Genomic DNA, 24,026 nt, shown 5'->3' on the forward strand with positions numbered 1-24,026 from the left:
CTCCTTTTAATCTCCTATTTTTGACATTTTAAAAACTTTTTCCCATAGATTGACTAGTAATTCTCTGTTATAGCGATTGGCAAGTTCTTTTGATTTTTCCGAAAATCCCCTCCATTCTTTTTCTCCAAATTGGCTAAATTGCTCTAGATGGGCAATATATTGATTAGCGTCATTTTGCGGTATCAGCCAGCCATTCTCCTCATGCTTAATATAAGCGCGATTGGCATAACGCACATCCAAACCTATCAGAGGTAAGCCATTAACTAGAGCTTCGTAAAGCGATGTCGCAAAGGCTTCCGATAAGGAGGTGCTAATATAGGCATCATAAGCTTGAAAAGCCACCTGAGACTGATAGCCCTTAAAATGAACCATATCTTCCAAATCATTGAGCTCAAGGACATCTTGCAGCATAGCCATGTCTGGACCATCTCCATAGATATCTAACCTAAATTGCTCATACCCTTTAAATTTGAGCAAAGCCATGATTTTCAGCAATAACAGAACATTTTTTTCCTCAGACAAACGACTAACTGTCACCAAGCGAATATCCTTAGGATCAAAGACTCTCTCTCTTGGATATTGGACCACTTGATCCGCATAGGTTGTTGGAATAAAGAGGGCCTTATCCCTCATCTTTTGAGGCAGATAAGACTCTTGGCTTTCCCCAACCAAAATCAAAGAGTCTAACACATCCTGATCCAGCCAGCTCATCACCTTTTTATTTAACTCTTGTCCGAGGGCAATCATATGATCCTGATGAAGGACGCGACCTACATGAAAATCTTGTCCACGTCTCAAGAGAACATTTTCTGGAATATCCAGACGCTCCATCATCAACCAGTCTTCTGGCTCAAGCTCCTCCTCAGCAAACTCCTGCAGACTCCTGCCAGCTAATTCTATGCCCAGAAAACGGACTTTAGTCCTATCAATTCCCAAGGCTTCATAACTATCCAGCACAAGCTGCCTAGAAGAGGCATTAGCATATATATCTGTATCCGCTTCAGAAACCCACAACTCATAAGGCACTTTCATTTCTTCAAAAAGCTCAAATCGATTGCGGAGGGCAATGTCAATCCCAAATGCCCTAGCACGGATACAAGAATCCACACAAACTACTTTCATTTTCTCCCTTTTAACCTAAAGTAATTCTATATAATAATATCTCACAACTTACAATTTTATGCAAGCGTTTCAGATGATTTTTTCTAAAATTTGATTGCCCACTCAACCAAGCCACTTCTTAGATAAGCATCCACCATACGCTCTGTCGCAACAACTGAATCAATATGGGTACGTTCATAAGAGTGGCTGGATTCGATGCCGGCACCTAGCAGAGCATGCTTGACTTCTGCTCCTGCGCTCATAGCTGCAGAGGCGTCTGATCCGTAAAATGGATAGATGTCCAGTTTGTAAGGAATGTCCTGCTCCTTAGCCAAATTTACCAAATGCTGGCGGAAGCCGTAGTGATAAGGCCCCGAAGCATCCTTAACACAAATGGAAACCGTATACTCATCTGTCTGCTGGTCGTCACCCATAGCGCCCATATCAACAGCCAGATACTCCACTGCTTGCTCTGGCAGGCTGGAGTTAGCCCCATGACCGACTTCCTCAAAAACACTGAAAGCAAAATGAGTCGTCACTGGTAGCTGAATATTTTCCTCTTTATAAACGCGCAAAAGATTGAGCAAAATAGCTGCGCTGACCTTGTCATCCAGAAAGCGAGACTTGATAAAGCCTGACTCGGTAACTGTAGTACGAGGATCAAAAGAAATAAAATCGCCGACTTCGATTCCTAAATCCCGTGTTTCTTTCTCATTCGTCACCTTTTCATCCAAACGGACTTCCATATTGTCCTGGCTACGTTCAACCATCCCAGCATCCTTATAGACATGGCAGGAAGTCTGGTGAACTAAGATAGTCCCACTGATAGTCTTACCACTGCTGGCCACATGGACCAGACAGTTTTCTCCTTCAATCATGTTCCAAGGAAAGCCACCAATCCGATCCAGCTTGAGACGACCATCAGACTTAATAGCCCGAACAATAGCACCCAGCGTATCCACATGGGCAGTCACTACCCGATGCTGGGCATCATTTTCACCCTTAACCATAACATGAACGCCGCCTTTATTAGTCCGGACAGGCTCATAGCCCATTTTCCCCAGCGTTTTCACCAGATAATCTGCCACCTCAGCCGTAAAGCCTGTTGGGGAAGGAATAGCCGTTAATTCTTGTAAATATTGAACAGTTTGATTCATGAATGTCTCCTCATCGTTTTTCTTTATTATAGCACAAAGAAAGCCTGAGCAAATAGTTTTTCAGCAGGCTTTTAATGATTAAATGCAATAAAAACTCCTCAATTACTATCGCTGTACTGCTGCTCTTTCTCCTCTTGGACCTCATTCTTTCCCAACTCCCAAAAGAAGAGATTGCCTAACAATCCTAAGAGAAAAAGCAAGATAGGAATGGCATAAGGTGCTAGGGGATTATAAGCTTCTCCAGCACTAATTTTCATCTGAGAGCCATATGGAGCTATCAACTGATAATAATTAAGACCGCAAAACAAAATCGAAAAGAAAAAGATAGAAAAATAAAGCCGATAGAGATGCCCTAGCAGCTGTCCTTTGAATAAATAAGTAATTTCCCCCATCAGTGTTGCAAAATTCATAACAGCAATTACAAAATAAGCAATGACAACAGGAACTAAAAATAGAAAAAGGTAAAGATAACCATAAGCAACCCCCGGCTCTGGCTCAATTCCCCAATAACCGTACTGAAAAACCAGCAGATACAAAAATAGGGGCAAAAAAGGAATCACCCTAAACTTCTTATTTTTCATCAACATCTCCCTTTAAATAAAGAAACTTTTTCTTATCTTATTATAACAAAACTTCTTTATAAAACAAGAATTTACTTTTATTTTAAAGTATTCATTGACTGTAAAATCAAGCTTAGCAAATATCAGATACCGTAAAAAATAGCCATTCAAATGTCTGTTTACTTTAGAGTTTATAAGTTTAAACATTAGTACATTATCGAGAATAGGTGGTGACAAAGACAAGAAAAAATCATCTCAGCTAGCTGAGATGATTTGTCTGGCTAATATTAATTAGCTTTTTTGAAACGATAGACAAGAGCTGATAAAAGAATCAGTGCAAATCCTGCTGCTATCGCAAAGATAGATGTTTCACTGCCAGTTTTCGGCAAAACTTTTTTGCCAGTTGCTGATCCAGTAACATCTTTTCCATCTTTATCTGTCGAATTACCTGGGGTTTCATTTTTCGAACCGCCTGGTTTATCACCAGATGATGACGGTGGTGGTGTCGAATCTGAAGAAGATGGTGGTGGTGTTGGTCCTTGTGGACGTCTAGCTTCAAATATCCATGTGCCTGTAAATTTGACATCTGAGCCTGCAATAGTTTTACTATCCGCGTCATATTTAAGGAATTTCCAAGTACCTCCAGTTACTTCAATAGAATCCTTAGCTGGCTGAACCGCTTGAACTGCAGTACCATCTGTGTATTCATTGGCATCGGTCGGCAGCAATTCTGTTACCTCTGCTGGTAAGGCGCGATTCGGATCTGCGCTTACAAATTCATAAGTTACCTTATATTTCGGTGCTGGAGTGAAATTCCATTTACCGGTAAATTTAAGGTCCTTATCCGCAACAGTTTGTGCATTTGACTCTGCATAGCCTTCGAAAGTCCATGTGCCTTCAGAAACTGTAACACTTGTTTTAGCAGGCTGCTTAGCGTCTACATTAGTACCACTAGTGTAGCGATTAGCATCTGCTGGAAGCAAATCAGTTACTTCTTTTGGCAGGTTTGGATAGGCTGGGTTAGAGCTGAGAAACTCATAGCTGACACCATAGTCTTTATATCTGTTGGTGAATGTTGGATTGTTGTCTGTTACAGCAGCTTCCAATTTAGCGTTGTTTTCAGTCACTGTGACAGTCACAGTATGTTCTTTACTGTCGTATGTCACTCCAGCTTCACTTCCAGCTACTTCTGTCAGCTTGTAGGTATAAGTCCCTTCTTTATCATAGTTGATTTCAGGAAACTTGATATCACCATTAGCATCATTTGTTGCTTGATGTTCCACGTTATTTCCGCCAACCTCAGTCAGCTTGAAAGTGTACTTACCAGCTTCAAGTGCTTTACCATCCAGAACTTTCTTAGCGGTAATCGCTGCATTTGCTGGCTCTAACTTGTATGTATTGGTGAAAGCCTCACGGTCATAATTAACCGCTGCTGTCTTGACGCCGTTATTGTCTGTTACAGTAACAGTAACATTGATGTCTGAATTTGCATCGTTTGTCACACCCGGCAGATTGCTCGCTCGCTCACGAATGACATAGTTAAAGGTTCCCTCATTTTTGAAACGAAGTTTCTTAAAGGTTACGGCACCGTCTTTGTTTGTTACCGTTTGAACAACTTTGTCGTTGTCATCCTTATTAATCAAATCAAAAGTAAATTCACCATCTGCCAAATTGCGGCCAGTCAATTCCTTTTTGACTTTGAAGATAACTTCATCCGAACGGGTACCTTCCCCGACACCATCAAGAGTTGTCAAAGGTGCAAATGGACGTGATACTAAATCTGGCATCTTTTGTCCATTAGCCGTAACAGTTACATCGTTAAAGGCTTTTTTGGTCACCTTATCAACTGGCTCTGTCAAACGTGTCCGGTAGATAACATAAATACCTCTTCCACTCAAATCCCCAGCATTAACTGTGAAATGATTGGAGTCTGTAATTGAAACGACATCGCTTGGGTTAAAGGATTTACGTGTGCCAGAAGCACCTTCCCACTCAGTAAAGTAGTAACCTGTAATCCCTGCATCTTCATCCAGCTCTTGACCTTCTGGAATAGCGTCCTCAATGACAACCTGACCAAGATTTTGGACATCACGATTGACACGGATACGCCAGTTGACGTAGTTAGGATCCTTAGAATCCTGAACACCCCACTTGGAATACCCCTGAGGTTCTTCATCAACCTTGATACGCTTCAGCCTGTAGGTTCTAGCACCTGGAAAGTTAACTTCTTGCTCTTGGTCGTAAGGCATATTATCAGCCCAAACCACTGTGAAAGAAGATTGAATAAGCTTGGTATCTGGCATTTTCGCAAAATACTCAGCATTTGTGACAGTAATGGTTGCTGTATTTGTAACAGGATCTGTCACCAACTTAGCAACAACAGTGCCATCCGGTGCGCTTATGTTTTCCTCCAAAGTTCGCTCAATTTTGAACTGTGATGGAACACGATAAACCATGGTATCACCATTATTTAATACTTTGCTATCTGCAAATGTATAGGTCGGTGCAATGTAAAATTTACCTTCACCGTAGCCTGTATCCTTTAAAGGATTAGTATTAATAGTGACGTTTGTAGTTAGTTGATAGTCGCCATCACCTAACTCTGCAGCAGAAACCCTAGGACTTGAGCTTAACAAGGGAATAAAGGTTGATACCAAAAGCAGCAAAGTCATCAGAGCATGAGACACTTTATGATAAGTTTGTTTCACCTTGAATGCGGTCCTCCTTCTTTTTATATTTTATTTTCGACAAATGCTGGCAGGCACACCATCACTTGTCTACCCCCTCATTTTCAGTCGATTCTAAATCAAGATTTATTACCAAACTAAAAATGAATGTATTTGTATATGATAAGCAAATATGACATATACATATCAATTATAACATAAAATATTATAATTGACTCTTTGTGAACTACTTTTTTTAGTGGCAATTATCTATTCTTTGTCTACTTTCATTACAAAAAAGTTACAAATTATTTTTTTAATCTAACTCGGATGGATTATTATTGATTTTTTAGAAATAAATTGTAAAAAAATACCTAGACTTTTTAAAGTCTAGGCATTTTTAAATATATACGGAAAACAACTTATTGCTTACTTATTAAAGATTGACTGTCTGAAGTCATCTGTCTCACGAAGATAAGCATTATATATCTTCTTCTTGAGCAGGTTGACCCAGCTAGCATCAACACGGCTGGTAGCATTGGTAATGTTGCGTACATCCTCTGCTACTGCTTCGTCCATCAGCCTTTGCATATCTGCATAAGAGCGAATGGTTACTTTCTTAGTACTGTTTGGATTTCTGAGTTCGTACTCAATGGTGATTGGCTTGATCTTGGTCAGCTGATCAATCCGCTCCTTATACATAGCCTTCTTGAAGGCTACCCAAGAGTCATATTCACCTTTGAATACATTTTCCAAGACTTTCTGGTCTGTTATCAGACCAACATCTCTTCCGGACCATCCATCCCACGTTTTCTTGCCTTCATCAAAGGCTTCCTTAGAGTACTTACCAGAAACATAAGGGATAAATCCTTCATGGTAACCCTTGGCTGCCAGCAACTCGTAAGCTGTGCGACGGAACATGACATCACCCGGTGCTCCATTTGGATTGCTCAAGACTGAGTAGATTGGTGAGAAGAGACTGAGACTGAGGTAGCCATTTCGGCCGTATTTCCCACTATCCTTGTTCTCCCGACGAGTGATGACATCATTTTCAATCAGGGAGTCAAAGGTCTTCAGCTGCTTGATTTCTTCAGCAGTGAAGGTTCGTGTCTGGTTTCCAGCGTGGGTTTCCTTACCATACTTATCAGTAATATAGTAATTCTCCATCTTTCTGAACCACTGAAGCTTAGCATCATCGCTCTGCTTCAGCATAGAGGTACCTTCTAGGTAATCTAGGGTGTAGATCATGTCAAACATACCATGGACATAGTGCTGCAGGTCTTCTGCATTTTGAACGCGTTCCTTGAAGTTATATGTGTGCAGGCGCGTCTTAGAGTCCTTGTCCACCTTGAAGAGGGTATTGAGTGTAATAGTTGCCTCATCTGCACTTGGAGTGGACTGCAAGAGACCGCGAGCATAAAGCTCAGCTCCCAGACCTTCGCGGCGGCCATTGCCCTCAAAGTAAATGCCACCGTCAGAGTTATGGGTCATTTCATGCGTGTAGACAGAGTTACCATAGTCTTCTAACAATTTAGCTGCATCAAAGTGGGTTACACTTCCTGTAGCATAGGCATTGTAGCCCTTGCTTGGATACCACTTGCCGGCTGGTCCAAAGAACTCCTGCATAGCCAGTGATTTTTTGTCATTAGCTGGAGCCCAATATCTTTGACCATTCTTGTCAACCAATGAGAATCCATCGTAAACCAGAACAGAACGGAAGAGCTTGTCCTTGCTTTCATCGCTTAGAATCTTATACCAGAAGTCATAATGATCGCGCTGGTACTCAGCTGTTTTTCTCACTCGGTCTTCGACATATTCCGCTAGCTCGGCATCTGTTCGCACTCTGCCATTGGCATCAAGGCGATAACGGTCATAAGTCCCCATGGAGATGGTGGACATATTGGAGATAGCATAGACACCCTTCTCAGTCATGGTCAAGAGTGGCAGGAGCATGCCCTTGTGTTCCCAATTATCAGCAGTAATCTTGTCATAAACGCCGACAGAATACTTGCTCTTGTCCTCAGCAGCATCCTGAAGCTGTCTAGCTGCTGCTACATCCGACTTAGCCTCAACGATGTAGGCTTTTGTATTGGTCTTAAGCCATTCATTATTGGTCTTGTCCGGCAGGAAGAGCTGACGATAGCCTTCTAGATAGTTGAAGAGTCCTCGTTTACCAGTCGCTTCAGAAAGTGAGGCATCATAAGCCATATAGTTGTTCTTAGCTTTAAGATTGTTCATGCCTGACTTACCAAGTGAAATGATGGTATCTAAGGTTGAAGCGTTATGATTTCCAAAGAAGTCAAATTTATAGGCTGACAAATCCTTGACATTTATATTGTCATAGTTGATATTATACCAACGGTTGAGATAGGTCAGACCAAGTAAGAAGGCTTCTTTATTGTCTTTAATTTGCTGAGCTATATAGTCTGCTACAACATTGCCTTCCGTATTGATAGACTTGTCCATAGCCAGTACCTTACGCAGCTCTTCTGACAGCTTGGTCTTGACTTGGTCAAAGGCAGTATCCAGATAGAGATCGTCCAGAGAAGTGTCCGCATTAACGCCTAAAACAGTTCGCATAGCCGGTGAGTCAAGGACAACCTTGTTCAACTCTGGTAGCACTTGATTGAGAACCCTGCTATAGTCTGATAGGAAGGCTTCTGGTGTATAAAGAAGGTCTAGGCCATTTACACTGTATTCTGCAATTGCCTTATATTTGAAATCTCCCTTATAGGTCAGATTCAGGTATTCAACTGTATTATCCTCAAAGTGCAGCATCAGACGGTTAATTCCGGTCTTGTTGCTATTGATATCAGTGATAATCTGGTCGCCATTCATTGGAACAACATCCAGCAAGTACTCCGTATTGAGCTTGTGATTATCTGGAAGTTTATTTCCATAAGCAACGATGGTTTCCTTATTGTAGAATGGAAGGAGTTTTTCCATGTTTGCATAAGCTATCAGACGGTCTTCTCGAGCATTCTTTTCCTGAGCATAATTGACAGAATAAAGGTTGAGATTCGTGTCTTCTAGCGTGGTCGTAATGTCTAAGCTAGCCAGCTTCTCTTCTGCCTGGTTCAGAGTCAGTGTTGATGTGACAAACTTGTCATTTTCCAGTGTTTTATTTCCTTCAACGGCATATGCTTCTGTGATACGGTTGTTTTCATATCCCTGATCACCAGAAATACTGTAAACATTTGTACCGCTGATGTTGCTGATGACATTATCAATTAAACCATTGAAGTAATTGGAGCCAACCACACCACCGATTTGACCATTCTTAGTAGAGTTTTGGATCTTTCCAGTTACATAAGAACGGCTGATGCGGGCATTGTTTTCTAAACGGCCAACCAGACCGCCGAAGCGTTGGTTATTTGCTCTAGCGCCTGCTAGAATGGTCACATCTGCCCTGCTTTGGCTAATCAAGGAGTTTCCTCCCTTAAGATTGGCAACCAAACCACCGACATTGTATTCTTTGCCCTGCTTATCATTGGACACGATAGTTCCAGTAAAGGAGCTATTGGTAATTTGGGTATTGTTAGCAATAACAACCAAACCTGCCACCTGTGAAGCATTCTCTTTTACTTCTACTCTACCTTGGACTGAAACATCTGTGATTCGAGCATTTTCTGCATTGCGAGCTAGGGCAGCTGAGTCGTAAGTACCGACAATATTAACCTCTTTCAGGTCCAGATTGGAAATAGAGGAACCACTCTTGAGGTTTTCAAATAAAGGCTTGGCTAGATTATAAATCGCATACTGCTTGCCATTATGGTTACCTGTCAAGCTGCCTGTGAAGTTCCCTTTGAGGTAGACATAATCCGCAGGAGCCAGACTAACCTCGCTAGCATCCAAATCTGCTCCCAGAACATAGTTGCCAGCCATATTTTGCTTCATAGCGTCCACCAAACTAGCAAAGCTAGTGTAGACATTTTGCTGACTAGGAACAACTGCCTTACTGATATAGAAGTCATAGCCAGACTTATATCCTGTCTCACCTTCTTGAACCAGCTCAGTCAGAGAGACTGTTACCTTATAGACATCTCTGCCATCCTTATGGCTATCTGCTATGCTGTGAACCGGCAGGAGCATTTCCTTAGATTCACTTGATTTGACTTTGACAAAGTAGGTAGACAGATCCGTAGGCATAGAGCTCATCGACACGACGCGCTTAAACTGGTCGCTTTCTTTTCTGTAAAACTCGACCGAATCAATATCTCGGAAGGCAATCTTCTTGTATTCCAATTCAAAATTGCGGCTGCTGGTTTCAAGGTCTGTGAAGTTGCCATTATCCAGTTCATAAGTCAGCTTGGTTTTCAAAGTATAGCCTGTGTAGTAGTCTAAGTCGCCAATCTTCAGGCTTCCTGCGAAATTGGTAATCGGAAGAGTGCGGACAAGCAGATCTCCCTGATACAATTCTGCAGTCGCTGAACGGAAGGACTGAGTCTGGTCTTCCAATCTATATTGGACTGTAACCGACTTATCCTCAGGATTTTCTGTCAAACTTAGAATGGAAACTGTCGGCTTGACTTTAGGCACTCCATTTAGAGCTTCTTTGGCTGCTATCAGGCTAGCAAAAGCTTGATTGACCTGTACTTGTGTAGCAGTTTGGTTGTTCAGAACTCCTTCTGCCTTGGCCAATTCGTCAGTATAAGCTGTCTGCTTATCTGAATCAGCATTCTTATATTTTGGAGCTGCTTTGATAATTGGATTTAAATCGTATTCGTTTTGAAGAGCCGTTTTGACAACCTCAAGGCCACTTAACTGTGCCTTGGCTTGATTGATTTGTTCAACAAGCTGGTTAACTTCTGCTTGGCTAGCATGTGATTGGCTCAGAATCGCTTGACCTGCTGTCAAAGCAGTATCATAGCTAGATTGATGACTCTGACTATCGTTGAAATAACGTGCTTGAGCTTTAATCTGATCTGCTTCCGCTAATAGATTGTACAGTGGAATTAAATCGAACTCTTCTAAGGCTGCTGCTTTTGGTGCTTCGTTCGGCACCATATTTGGATTAGCGGTACCGACTTTGACAACTTGAGTAACAGGTGCTAGAGTTTCTTCGTTTGAGATCTCTTGACGGTCAATCTCTTGGCCATTGGAGTTGTAGATACGAGTCTTAATAGTGCGTTCACCTTCAACACCCGGAGTGGCGATTTGACGGGCATCTCGTACAAGTTCATCCGTCTCTTCTTCACGAATAGTAAAGTTGATTTTCTCTACGCGAGTTTCATCCGTGTAAGTCAACGGATATTCTGGAAGAGCCTCTGCTTTCGGTGCATCGTTCGGTACCATGGTTGGCTTAGCTGTACCAACTTTAACAATTTGCGTTACTGGAGCGAGAGTTTCCTCATTGGAAAGTTCTTGGCGGTCAATTTCTTGACCGTTAGAGCTGTAGACGCGGGTCTTGATAGTTCTCTCACCTTCAACACCCGGAGTGGCGATTTGACGGGCATCTCGTATAAGTTCATCCGTCTCTTCTTTACGAATCGTGAAGTTGATTTTCTCTACGCGGGTTTCGTCCGTGTAGGTCAGTGGATACTCTGGCAAAGCGTCTGCTTTTGGAGCATCACTCGGTATCATGGTTGGTTTAGCCGTACCGACTTTGACAACTTGAGTAACAGGTGCTAGAGTTTCCTCATTTGAGATCTCTTGACGGTCGATTTCTTGGCCGTTTGAGCTATAGACACGAGTCTTGATAGTTCGCTCGCCTTGCACACCTGGGGTCGCGATTTGACGGGCATCTCGAACCAACTCGTCCGTTTCTTCTTCACGAATAGAGAAGTTAATCTTCTCAACTCGCGTTTCATCCGTGTAGGTCAGAGGGTACTCTGGCAAGGCGTCTGCTTTTGGCGCTTCACTTGGCACCATGCTTGGCTTAGCCGTGCCGACTTTGACAACTTGCGTTACTGGAGCTAGAGTCTCTTCATTAGATAGTTCTTGACGATCAATTTCCTGACCGTTGGAACTGTAAACACGGGTCTTGATGGTTCGTTCACCTTGCACACCTGGAGTGGCAATTTGACGGGCATCGCGAACTAGCTCGTCCGTTTCTTCTTCACGAATCGTGAAGTTTATTTTCTCCACTCGAGTTTCATCCGTGTAAGTCAGTGGATACTCTGGCAAAGCGTCTGCTTTTGGCGCATCACCTGGTACCATGGTTGGCTTAGCAGTTCCGACTTTAACAACTTGTGTTACTGGAACTATAGTCTCCTCATTCGATAACTCCTGGCGGTCAATTTCTTGACCGTTAGAGCTGTAGACGCGGGTCTTGATGGTCCGCTCGCCCTGAACACCCGGTGTTGCGATTTGACGAGCATTTTGTGGCAATTCATCCGTATATTGTTCCTCTATGTTGAAAGCAATTTTCTCAACACGCGTCTCATCCGTATAAGTCAAAGGGTATTCTAGAAGAGCCTCTGCTTTTGGTGCATCATTCGGTACCATGGTTGGCTTAGCAGTACCAACTTTTACAACTTGCGTTACTGGAGCAAGAGTTTCTTCGTTCGAAAGCTCTTGGCGGTCGATTTCTTGTCCGTTGGAACTATAGACTCGAGTCTTAATCGTACGCTCGCCTTGGACACCCGGAGTCGCAATTTGGCGAGCATCTCGGACAAGCTCGTCCGTCTCTTCTTCACGAATTGTGAAGTTGATTTTTTCAACTCTAGTTTCGTCCGTATAAGTCAGAGGGTACTCTGGCAAAGTATCTACTTTTGGCGCATCGTTTGGTACCATGCTTGGCTTAGCCGTTCCGACTTTAACAACCTGCGTTACTGGAGCCAGAGTTTCTTCATTAGACAACTCTTGGCGGTCGATTTCTTGACCATTGGAGCTATAGACGCGAGTCTTGATAGTTCGCTCACCTTGAACTCCCGGAGTTGCAATTTGACGAGCATCTCGAACAAGCTCGTCTGTCTCTTCCTCACGAATAGTGAAGTTGATTTTTTCAACTCTAGTTTCGTCCGTGTATGTTAATGGATACTCTGGCAAAGCATCTTCTTTTGGTGCATCATTTGGTACCATGTGTGGCTTAGCCGTGCCGACTTTGATAATTTGCGTTATTGGAGCCAAGGTTTCTTCATTGGACATCTCTTGACGATCAATTTCTTGACCGTTGGAGCTGAAGATACGAGTCTTGATAGTTCGCTCACCTTGCACTCCTGGAGTCGCAATTTGACGGGCATCTCGAACAAGTTCGTCCGTTTCTTCTTCACGAATTGTGAAGTTGATTTTCTCTACACGCGTTTCGTCCGTATAAGTCAACGGGTATTCTGGCAAAGCGTCTGCTTTTGGTGCATCGTTCGGTACCATATGCGGCTTAGCCGTACCAACTTTGACAACTTGCGTTACTGGAGCCAGAGTTTCCTCGTTAGAAAGCTCTTGGCGATCGATTTCTTGACCGTTAGAACTGTAGACACGGGTCTTGATTGTTCGCTCGCCTTGAACTCCCGGAGTCGCTATTTGACGGGCATCTTGTGGCAACTCATCTGTGTATTGTTCTTCAATATTGAAGGCGATTTTCTCTACACGAGTTTCATCGGCATAAGTCAACTGGTACTCTGGCAAAGCATCGGCTTTCGGAGCTTCATTCGGTACCATATGCGGCTTAGCCCTACCAACTTTGACAACTTGCGTTACTGGAGCGAGAGTTTCCTCATCAGACAGCTCTTGGCGGTCAATTTCTTGACCGTTGGAACTGTAGATACGGGTCTTGATAGTTCGCTCGCCCTCAACTCCTGGAATCGCTATTTGACGGGCACCTTGAACTAGCTCGTCTGTCTCTTCTTCACTAATAGCATAGTTGATTTTCTCTACACGAGTTTCATCTGTATAAGTCAGTGGATACTCTGGCAAAGCCTCTGCTTTCGGAGCTTCGTTCGGTACCATTTGCGGCTTAGCTGTACCAACTTTAACAACTTGCGTTACTGGAGCTAGAGTTTCCTCATTGAACAACTCTTGACGGTCAATTTCTTGACCGTTGGAGCTGTAGATACGGGTCTTGATTGTTCGCTCGCCTTGCACTCCTGGAGTTGCAATTTGACGAGTACCTTGGACTAGCTCGTCAGTCTCTTCTTCACGAATAGTATAGTTGATTTTCTCTACGCGCGTTTCGTCGGTGTATGTTAGCGGGTATTCTGGTAGTTCTTCAACCTTTGGTGCGTCAGCCGGAATCAGGCTTGACTTACTTGTTCCAACTTTAATAATCTGAGTGACTGCTGCAAGAATTTCTTCATCCGATAAAACTTGGCGGTCAACCTCTTGGCCATTCGAGGTATAGATACGAGTGGTAATAGCCCGCTCACCCTGGACACCTGGTGTGACAATTTGGCGACTGCCTTCTGGAATCTCATCAGTATACTGTTCTTCGACGGAAAAATCGATCTTTTCTCTTCTTGTTTCATCCGTCGCAGTCAGCTCTAATTCTGGAGCTTGATGCATGGGTGCTTCATCTGGTGCGGTACCATAAGTTGTTAGTTCCGGAACTTCTTGTACTGGCGCTGTATCTGGTGCAGTGCCATACGTTGTCAATTCGGGAACTTCATTCACAGGTGCGGTATCTGGCGCAGTGCCATAAGTTGTTAGCTCTGGAACTTCTTGCACTGGCGCTGTATCGGGTGCAGTGCCATAGGTTGTTAGTTCTGGAGCTTCTTGTACTGGTGCGGTATCTGGTGCAGTGCCATACGTTGTCAATTCTGGGACTTCTTGGACTGACGCTGTATCGGGCGTCGTTCCATAGGTCGTCAATTCGGGAACTTCATTCATAGGCGCAGTATCGGATGTAGTGCCATAGCTGGTAAGCTCTGGGACTTCTTGAACTGGCGCTTCTTTTGGCACAGATTTTACTGCAGCAGTTCCAACCAAGATAATTTCCGAAACTGGCTCTGCAGTTACCTGGTCTGAAATCACTTCGCTTTTTACAATTTCTTTACCTGCAATATAATTGCGAGTGACAACAGTACGTGTACCAGAGATACCTGCGCGAATGACCTGAGATTGCCCCTCTGCGAGCTCATTAGAATATTGGTACTCTGTTTGATAAGGCAGAACTTGAGTTTGGCTGCTTTCCTGGCTCTTGAATTCCAGTTCTGGTACTTCAGTGACTGGAGAAAGCCGAGCAAATTCACGTTCTTTGGCAGCAATAATCTCTTTTTCTTGCTCTGTCAGTTTCTCCGTTTCAGTAGATACAGGCTTGTTGGCAGTACTCAGATTCCCAGAAAGACTAGCAGATTTACCTGCCTGCTGATCGACTTCTACAGCTGACAAGTCCTTTTGTGCCTTAGGAAGCTGATGACTTCCTGCTGCGTTCTCCTTGCCTTGTTCACCGCTTTTCAGATAGCCGACATACTCAAAACCAGCAATCTCTAAAGGCTCAGGCAGCTTATCTCCCACTGTCAAATTTAGCCTTTGATTGTAGGCGGCTAATTCAATATTGGTCACTGCAAATACAGAAGGAGCTAGGAGAATAGAGCCTAGACCTGTCACCAGCAAAATAGAAGACAGGTATCGCTTGCCATTTCTACCTCGTGCAATTACTAAGACTGCTAAAGTCAGTCCTGCAGCTGCAAAAGTTGCTTCCCACAGACTTGAGTAGCCCGTCTTTGGCAGATTTTTTGCCGAAAGCCCCTGGGTCTTTGGACGGTAAACCAGGTAATAAGCATCAGAGTTTTCTTCCACAAACTTTGGAAGCTCCTTAACAACAGCATTCTTCTCAGCTTCAGTCAGTTCAGACTCTACTACGTAGTGATACTGGACTGGAACGGTTTTGCCTGCTGAGACTTCTGCAGCCTCAACCATGCTTATATTTCCCCCTATTGCGGTACTCAAAAAGAAGCTTCCGATAGTGGCAGAAACCAATCCTACTGATAACTTTCTAAAAGAATAGCGCTGGAGCGTATCACCAGTGATTCTTTTTTCCATAATAATTCCCTTTTCTTCATATAATAATCTCTTAAAATTTTACAGAATTTCCTACAAAAATTCAATGCTTTTGCTTAAAAATATATCTTTGAAGGCTGAAATCATCATGTTTTTGAACAGCCTGAAAATAGTGTTCATTTTTACTAAAAAATAAAAAACAAATCTTCAGTTAGAAAATTTGTTTTTTAAAATATGATTTATTTTGTAAGTCAGGAGTTCAAATTCAATTCAAAGAGTCCGTACTCATGCTTGTCTCCTTGCAGTTCTGCCGCATAGTGGCGCGTGACGGTTTTTTGATGAATCAAGGCTCCAATAGCTGATGTCTGACGCTTCTGCGCTTCTTTAAAAATCGGATAGGCCAAGGCAGAGCCCAATCCCAAGAATTCCTCATCTACCCCTAGATACATAATCATATAGCGTTTGGGAAAGCGCTTGGTCCAAAAAAGCTTGGCCAGATTGAGAGGAGTCAGTTTTTGATAAACCAGAGAACCGTAGTCTGGCATAGCAATCAGAAAACCAGCTAGCTTGCCCTCCTTATAGGCCAACTTAACCATAGAAAAATCAAGAATATACTGGTATTTTTGAAAAATCTGACTGAACTGCTGACTGGAAATAGACCTATAAATTGGGAAATCTTGATAGAGGCGATTGAGGAGCTCAAAAACCTGCAGCGAAGCTTGATCCCACTCCTTTTTCTTTGGAGAGCAAATGTTAAAACCCGCTTCTTCAAAAGACTCAAAGCGATGAGCCAGCTTATCCTGATGAGTTTGATTGCTGACCTTGGGATAAAAATTGGACAGATAGCGCTCCTTGACCTCAAAACCAGCAGCCTGCCATAACTCAGGATAATAGTCTGGATTATGAGGTTCTCCAGTAAAAGGGAGCTCCTCTGTTCCAGTCAGCTGCATTCGATAGCCCAGCCAAAAACTTGCTTGTACGGGACCGATTATCTTAATCGCTCCGAGACTGCGAGCAAAACCTGCTAAATGCTCGATAAAAGCAGATGCAATCTGTTGATCATTGATCGACTCGAAAAATCCCAAGTAAGCAGCCTCATCATCTGGATAGAAGGTCAGAAGCCCTCGAATACAAGGCCGACTGTCCACATAGCCAATAAAGGCATAGGTTTCTAAGTCAGAACTCAGCGGGTGACTGTCTTCAATCAAAGCTAGTTCTTCCTCTTTCGACTGCATGAGGTGGTCTGGCTGGTAAATCTGTTTGGGCAGGGCTAGAAAATCGTCCAGCTCTACAGTATTAGGTTTGACTGGTTTAATTTCCAGCATGGTCTTCCTCCTTGATCAGTCGAATCTTGCCAGTAAGGCCATCCATCTCAATCCAATCACCGTTTTGCAGCTGGCTGCAGACACCTCTGACATTGACAATGGAAGGAATACCCAACTCGCGGGAAATAATGGCCGTGTGCGAGAGCAAAGACCCCTGCTCTGCAATGACACCCTTGGCTTGGGTCAGAAGATAGACCCAGCCCGGATCGGTCATCTTGGTCACGATAATCCGGTCCTGAGCAAACTCAATCTCCTGCACATCTTCCACGACCAAAACCTGAGCCTTAACGCAGCCAGGCGAGCAACCAATCCCTTGTAAGGCTTGATTGCCCGTATTATGACTGCTGGTACGGTTTTGCGGTTTCAGGTATTTCTCAAAGACCTGTCCTGCAAAAATATAGCGACTAAAGGTCTGCAGTTCCTTATCAGCCTCCAACTTCTCCCGACGCTCGGCTATCAAGCCACTGACATCTCTGGGCTTTATGGTCAACTCAAACAGCTCTTCCTTTGTCAGGTAAAAAACATCGTCAGGCGTAGCCAGCAACTCTCGCTCGGCTAATTGCTGACCCAATGTTCTGAAAATCTGCCGCATCATACCGTAGATCCGTGTGCGGTTTAAGCGGGAGCTTTCCCGATATTTAACACCAGTCATGGCTCGCTTGCGAAGAAAATTCGTCCACCAGCCTGATTTTTGCACCTCTTCTTCAAGTTTCTGAGGTGCCAACTTCTTCTCCTCTTGCTGGCACATTTGCAGCAGGAGCTTGAGCAGACGCTCTGGATGCGTTCGAAAAGTTGGAGTTTCTAACTTCAACTCTTCTGGAGCCCGATCACCAAATTCATGGATAAAATGAGTAATTTCTTGGACCAAAGGATGATGGCGACTTAGAAAAACTGCTGGACTTTCACTTGCCATAGCCTGTCTAATCGCTGCATTTTCTTCTGCTTTTAACTGAGCTGTTAAAGCCTGCAGCGCCAAGGCTGGCCTCATACTTTCAATTTGCTCGATTCCCGCAATCTCAGCCTGAACAGCACCGCCACGACGCGACTTCTTCAGGAGTCCAGTATAGACAAAAGCATAGAGGTCATTAACCAGCGTAATGTCCCAGTGAGCCAGAATATCCTCTTTCAGCTTGCTGACCAATCCAATCAAGGTCTCCGCATCTGCGTCGGGAGAAAAGCTCGTTTCGTATTCGAGCTGAATCTGAGCAAACTGTTCTTCCAATTGTCGCATTTGCTTGGGTGCCGTCCAAAACTCTCGGATGATTCGGAGCATGATTTGCAGGCGTTTGAAAGCAGACAGGTGTACCGGCATCTGAGGCACCTCTGTCTCTCGCACTCCCAGCATATCCTGCCAGATAGGAATGATTTTTTTCGAAAAAGGCAGAAGCTGCAGTAGCTGATACCAGCTCTGAATCTGATAATAGACTCGGCTATTGACCGGCTGCAGCATATTTTGAAAGGTGGCTTCATAGGCAGCCAACTCAGGGGCATCCTTACCAACTAAGCGCTGGGCCAGACTTCGAAAAATACTAGCATAAGCCTCTTGAATAAAGCTAATGGTCAGAGGACTGGAAACGCCCGGATAGCTCTCGACAATATTACTGTTATCAAGAATAATCTGCTGTCCCTCTGGCAAAGTGGTAATAGGTCGTGCCTGCAAGAGATAGAGCTGGCCATTTGCGAAGGTGAACTCCATATCCATATAAGGTCTAAAAAGCTGGCTTACCTGACCAGCCAAGGTCTGTAACTCCGCAAGTTGTTCCTGTGATACGTCTGGTGAGTTCTCCGTCTGCTCTGTATAAAAGAGCTGGTCCTTGGGATGGAGCGTCACCATCGTTGTAGGAATCTTATCCTCCACAACCTTATTGCCCAAACCCCGACCGATAACAATGATATGCTCGTTCAGAATGCCCTTGGGATTAGCTGTGAAGTAAATCCCAGACAAGTCTCCCTCCTGCATGATCTGAACAAGGCAAATCATCTGTGCCTGCTTCAAAGATAGTCCCTGCTCAAATAGATAGCTAAGTGCTGACTCCTGATAAAGAGAGAGCAAGGTCGCTTGGATAGCTTCTTTAAGCCCATCTGGATTCACATTGAGCTGACTCTCAAACTGACCGGCAAAGGATGAGGCCTTCCCATCCTCAATGGTAGCAGATGAGCGGACTGCAAAGCGACAGTCTTTCTGAGAAAACTCCTGATGAATCCAGCTTTCTGCTGCTGTCAGATCTTCCCGCGCAAACTGCTCTTTAGCCCAATCCTGGAGTTGCTGACTGAGTTGGGACAAGTCCAACTCTCCAGACCGATAGGCTGCTTCCATCCGCTCCAAGTCAGCAGAGCTGGCAGATTTTTGAAAAAAGTCAAAAGCAAACACAGCAAAGTCAGGAATCGGCAAACCAGCAGCCTGCATTTTCAGCAAATGATAGGCCTTGCCTCCGACCTGGTCAAGCCCTGTCTGCTTGATTCTTTTCATCAAAGTACCCCCATCAAGAGATAAACAGCAACGGACAGAACCATGGTCGTCTCTGTGATATAAGTATAACGCTCCACCCGCTCCCGGATATTAAAGCGAGTCGGATCCTTGATAAACTGCTCAAACTGGACGGTCATCCAGATGACATTCAACACCAAGACTACCACTCCGACATGGGAAATATTCCAGAGGAGGACAAAATTGGTCAAGATATCCAGCAGCGTCACAACCTCAATGAAACGAGTGGCTTTTTTGTAGCCAAAAAGCATAGAATAAGTCACATACTCGGTCTCGTCTTTTGGCGCCCGAATCTTGCGGCAGACTTCCCAGATCAGACTTGGGAAATACATGGTAAAGGCCAGCAAGACGGTCGGCAGGGACAAGAGAGGCAGATTGTACTTGTAGCAGACGAAAGAAATCGTATAGAGATTCAAAATCATCATGACTGGGTTATGGGTCACTAGAGCTAGAGGCAAAGAATTTTGAATTTTGTCTCGCTTAAAAAACCAGAAGGACATGAGGGTTCCGTAGATATAGAGGAAGAGGAACCAGCCGATATTGTTCATAAAGAGGATATTGAGCAACACTGATACAGCTACGATAAAGCTGAGGGCAATAGCCAAGTCCTTCTTTTTCACTCGTCCAGATGGCAGAGCTCGATGAGGAAAGAGCCGTCTGTCGGTCTCATAGTCCTTGAAATCATCCGCAATCCGCAGAATCATCAGAAAGACAAAAATCGTAAAAATTCCGATCAACTCCTGATGGTCAAAGTGAAAGGTGGTCACTCCATCATTGAGCAAGAGGACAAAATAAATCTCAAAAAACATGATGGCAGCCACAAAAAAGCGCGGCAGCAAAGGAAACATTTCCTTATAATAAACAGCTAATCGTTTAAACATAGCTTTTCTCCAATCTTTTCACCCATTTGAATCTGGGTTTCTATTCCGAGGTCTGAGTAAGTCAGGATATCCTGATCCAAGCGAATCGTGTCTGCCGGATAGAGGACAAGAATGGTTGAGCCGCCCAGACCAAAGCAGCCCTTCTCCTGTCCCCTAACCAAACGGTCCTGATTGTGATTGTATATTCTTCCGACCAAGAGAGCCCCTACTTCCATCTGCAGGACAGGTCCTAGGTCGGCATCTAAAAGACAGTATTCTCTTTTATTTTCCTTGTAAATCAAGCGCTGCTTCTGGGCTACCTGTCTGACTGTATGCAAGCGGCCTTTGATTTTTCGTCTTCGGGTAATTCTGCCGGATTCAGCTGCCAAATAGCGGTGCAGGTCTTCCACTCCCAAGCGATAGACAAACGCTGTTCCGCCAGTGAACAGCTGAGCTAACTCTTCATCCAACAGTAAGTCAGCTAGTCTGTATGTCTGCCCCTTAATTGTCAGCCGTAAGTCCTGACTGATGGTAAAAACCTCTAACTTAGCATCCGCCACTGCCAGTACTTGACTGTCAGGACAGATTGGACGCAGTTCTGGCTTGATTTTCCGCTGGAAGAAAGCAGCAAAGTTAGGATAGGGGCCATCTTCATAGTCAGCCAGATTCAGCTGATAATTTTCTACAAAAGCTGCTATTTTCTTGCGAGAAAAAGGAGTGTAGTCTTTCAAAGTCAGAAGATAAGACAGGCTAGGTCGGGTCAAGATAGGCAACAAGAAGCGACCCCAAGTAGTCCCATAAAGCTTTTCTAACAAACCCGCCTTGTATTCTGTCGGTTCCACCACTTGGCCAGTCTTTCTTTGATAGACCTTAACCATGGGGCAGAACCCCCAGACCAATCAGACTTGCAACAGCTAAAATCGCAAAGACTAGGTAGGCCAGCTTATTTGGCTTGGGGATACGGCAGTTATAGACAAATAGGAAGGTCAACAAAAGAGACAAGCCCAGCCACACCCAAGCAAAGAAACCAGGTGCCAGCCATTGACAGACCAGATAGGTCAGAGGGAAAAAGAGGGCGCTGTAAGTGACGGGCAATCCGATAAAATAGGCCCCAGATCCTTCATCATGCTTGGCCAAGCGGTTAAAATGCGCCAAGCGCGTGACGGCTGCTAAGACATAGAGGACAGCTAAGATGATATTGGCTGCACCCAAGGGCAGCTGAGTCATGAGGAGCACAGCTGGAAGAGCCGCAAAGCTAATCATGTCGCACAGCGAATCAATCTCAATGCCGAAGCGCTTCTGGCTTTCAGTCCGCTTCATCCGTCTCGCCACCACACCATCAAAAAGGTCACAGATACCGCTAACGATAAAGGCCATCATGGCTAGCCGCAGCTGGGACTGAATAATGGCATAGACTGCCAACAGTGCAAAAGCAGCGCCCATATAAGTCAGGATAACAGATTTGTCGTATTCACCGATAAACAAAGGTTCATTCTTCTTCATGAATTCTTATTTCTCCTCTTCTTCCATCTAAAGTAACCAGCATGCCAGTTTCTAGCAGCCGAGTTGCATTTTTGGCGCAAACCAGAGCTGGAACCCCGCATTCCCGAGCGACAATGGAGGCATGGCAGAGAACCCCGCCATACTCTGTTACAAGACCGCCTAGAATACCGAAAACATAGCTCCAGCCCGTATCTGTATAGCGAGTGACAAGAATTTCTCCCGGTTCAATCATCTCAATATCAGCCAAATCCAAGAGAACTCGAACCCGACCGGTCACCTGACCGCTGCTGGCTGGCATTCCCGTCAGCAGAGCCTGACTATCATGGGCTACCTCTTCCAGGCTCATCTCCTTGTCAGTCAAATCCCCCGCTGGCTCAAAATTCCGATAGGCCTGGCAATAATGCCGATTATCTGCTGCTTCTTCTTGGATCTGGTCAGCAGTCTTTTCCCCTTCCATAAAGGCAGTCAGACTTTCTTTCTTAATGTAAAAAATATCTTGAAAATCTTTTAGAAAGCCTCGCTTTTCATAGGCTCGGCCGAGTTTGAGGCTAATCTGACGAATGAGGTGGTAATAGCGCGTGGAAATATCCTTGAACTCCTCCCGCCACCAGAGCAAGTTTCGCAGGTCTTCGCTGATTTTTTCTATCTTTTTCTGCTTGGCTCGAGATAGATGAGCCAAATCCAGCTCAGACTCTGAGACAAGACTGAGCGAAGCTTTAGCCGCTTGGTAGTAAGATGAATCAGCAACCAACCGCTGGACTGCTGTCATAACCTGATGAGCATCTTCTTCATAGCTAGCCACTCGCAAGTCCAGCTCCCGTGCCGAGTGATAGCCAAAATCCTTTTGGAAATTCTTAATCTTGATGAAATCTGCTCGCTCAGGATATTGTGCAGCCAATTCCTGCAATTCTTCCACTGATAGCTTCAGCCAGTCGTCTGTCAGATTTTTATCTGCCAAAACAAGATCCGCAGCTTCCAGCATCCTAGCTAAAGGCTTGGTATGCGAAACATTTCCCAACTTAGCAATCAGTTGGAAAAATTCATCAACCGTCAGCCATTTGAGCAGACTGGTCTTTTTCATAGACAGCTGGACCGTATTAATGTAGGCCTGCCAGAAATAAGTTCCCTCACTGTCTAAATAAACCTGATTTAGCACTAACTGCCAAAGACTCTCGACCTGCCGCAGTGGGCTTGGATCGTCTAGTTCTCGTATTTCTTGATTCAGGCGGTTAAATTGCTGGCGCAACTCTTGCAGCTTGTCTGGCGCCTGATGCAGAAAAGTCTTAGTTACTTTTTGCGTTTTCAAGGCTACCCGCAGGAAATTCAAGATCAAGGATGGACTTAATTTGCTGGTGAAACCTTGGCCTTGGTAGTCTTTATTGACTCCCAGCTCATCATCAAAGTCTCGCTCAATATAGCCCGGAATCTGCTCCATGCCTTGCTTGACCACGCCTAAGTTCCAGAAAGGCCGAGCATAATGGAGACGCATTAGCGGCGGCATCACACCTTCAGGCTCTAGGCCAATTGCCAGCAAAAAGCTGGAGAGTGCCTCTTGCCAAGAATGGCAGTAAAGGCTCCACATCAGGTTTGGACAAGGCTGAGCCGCCACGCCACCGTCCCGAAAATTCGCTGTCGTCCAGCGACCACTGTCAATTTTAGTTGGTACTGTCGTGATGGGCCGAGCCTGCAGCAGATAGACTTGCTCTTGGACAGCACACCACTCAATATCCATCGGCCGACCAAAATACGCTACAATCTGCAAAACTTGCTCGTGCAGCTTCTGCAAGACTGCCAGAGGCATTTCAACTTTTTCAAACTGGCTCCAGGTCGGCTTGTACCAAGGAAGAGTCAGCTGCTCAGGATTGACTTGGCCGCTAACCAAGCTCTCAGCCGATCCTTTCATATACTCTAATAGCATGGTCTGGTCCCTATTAGTTGCCACATCTAGGGAAAAGCAGACACCGCTAAAGTCAGGCTTAATCTGCTCCTGGATTAGCACTGCCATAGCAAAATCCTGCTCTGCCAGACCCTGGCGCTGCCAGTAGGCCAAAGCTTCTGGATTAAAGAGGGAAAGCAGACAAGAACGAATGCCCTGCTCAATTTCTGACAGTGTCCGGCAATTGCCAATCGAGTCATATTGGCCAGCAAACGACATGTTCTGTCCATCTTCTAAAAGAGCACTGCTTCGAACGATATAAGCTTGATTTTCCTGACAAAATGCTGCTAACTCTCGCTGCCAGGTTGGATACAAAGGATACTGCTGCAAACGCTCCGCAATTTCCTCTTTGCCAATTTCGATTAATTCTTTAAGTCCCTCTTTTGAGTATTCTGGCAGAGCTGCGCTTAGCCAATCCATTACTTGGTCCGCAGACAAAATCAAACCATTAGGAACCGAATGCCCCAGCTGACAGAGGTTGATTAACTGATTTATTTTACCGCCATAGACGGCCGAAGGCTCTTTTTCCAGCCATAGTTCTTTCATCAAAAACT

11 protein-coding genes are annotated in these 24,026 nt (G+C 44.5%); all 11 read right to left on the reverse strand.

The window, feature by feature from the left end:
- Positions 1-6: 6 nt before the first annotated feature.
- Positions 7-1,122: a glycosyltransferase gene (locus K1I80_RS03965; protein ID WP_223312814.1), complete on the reverse strand. Its 1,116-nt coding sequence runs from the start codon at positions 1,120-1,122 to the stop codon at positions 7-9.
- Positions 1,123-1,205: 83 nt separating this feature from the next.
- Complete coding sequence (locus K1I80_RS03970; protein WP_223312813.1) at positions 1,206-2,258, reverse strand: M42 family metallopeptidase; 1,053 nt, start codon at positions 2,256-2,258, stop codon at positions 1,206-1,208.
- Positions 2,259-2,356: 98 nt separating this feature from the next.
- Positions 2,357-2,845: an ABC transporter permease gene (locus tag K1I80_RS03975; RefSeq protein WP_223312812.1), complete on the reverse strand. Its 489-nt coding sequence runs from the start codon at positions 2,843-2,845 to the stop codon at positions 2,357-2,359.
- A gap of 260 nt (positions 2,846-3,105) precedes the next feature.
- Positions 3,106-5,526: an SHIRT domain-containing protein gene (locus K1I80_RS03980; protein WP_223312811.1), complete on the reverse strand. Its 2,421-nt coding sequence runs from the start codon at positions 5,524-5,526 to the stop codon at positions 3,106-3,108.
- 387 nt (positions 5,527-5,913) lie between these two features.
- Positions 5,914-15,402 carry a ZmpA/ZmpB/ZmpC family metallo-endopeptidase gene (locus tag K1I80_RS03985; RefSeq protein WP_223312810.1) on the reverse strand — a complete coding sequence of 3,163 codons (9,489 nt, stop codon included), beginning with the start codon at positions 15,400-15,402 and terminating at the stop codon, positions 5,914-5,916.
- Between the two features lie 209 nt (positions 15,403-15,611).
- The gene (locus K1I80_RS03990) at positions 15,612-16,685 is read right to left on the reverse strand and encodes a hypothetical protein (protein ID WP_223312809.1); all 1,074 of its coding nucleotides are present in this window, start codon (positions 16,683-16,685) and stop codon (positions 15,612-15,614) included.
- On the reverse strand, positions 16,672-19,155 hold the full coding sequence (locus K1I80_RS03995) for a phosphoenolpyruvate synthase (RefSeq protein WP_223312808.1): 2,484 nt from the start codon (positions 19,153-19,155) through the stop codon (positions 16,672-16,674). The genes K1I80_RS03990 and K1I80_RS03995 overlap by 14 nt, the downstream gene beginning before the upstream one ends.
- Positions 19,155-20,054 carry a UbiA family prenyltransferase gene (locus K1I80_RS04000; protein ID WP_002930243.1) on the reverse strand — a complete coding sequence of 300 codons (900 nt, stop codon included), beginning with the start codon at positions 20,052-20,054 and terminating at the stop codon, positions 19,155-19,157. Before K1I80_RS04000 ends, K1I80_RS03995 begins: the two co-directional genes overlap by 1 nt.
- Positions 20,039-20,911: a phosphatidylserine decarboxylase gene (locus K1I80_RS04005; protein ID WP_223312807.1), complete on the reverse strand. Its 873-nt coding sequence runs from the start codon at positions 20,909-20,911 to the stop codon at positions 20,039-20,041. The genes K1I80_RS04000 and K1I80_RS04005 overlap by 16 nt, the downstream gene beginning before the upstream one ends.
- A complete protein-coding gene (locus K1I80_RS04010; protein ID WP_223312806.1) occupies positions 20,904-21,536 on the reverse strand; it encodes a CDP-alcohol phosphatidyltransferase family protein in 633 nt (210 codons plus the stop codon). The genes K1I80_RS04005 and K1I80_RS04010 overlap by 8 nt, the downstream gene beginning before the upstream one ends.
- The gene (locus K1I80_RS04015) at positions 21,523-24,018 is read right to left on the reverse strand and encodes a PEP/pyruvate-binding domain-containing protein (RefSeq protein WP_223312805.1); all 2,496 of its coding nucleotides are present in this window, start codon (positions 24,016-24,018) and stop codon (positions 21,523-21,525) included. The genes K1I80_RS04010 and K1I80_RS04015 overlap by 14 nt, the downstream gene beginning before the upstream one ends.
- Between the last annotated feature and the right edge of the window lie 8 nt (positions 24,019-24,026).

The organism is Streptococcus sanguinis (assembly GCF_019929225.1).
Lineage (GTDB): Bacteria > Bacillota > Bacilli > Lactobacillales > Streptococcaceae > Streptococcus > Streptococcus sanguinis_J.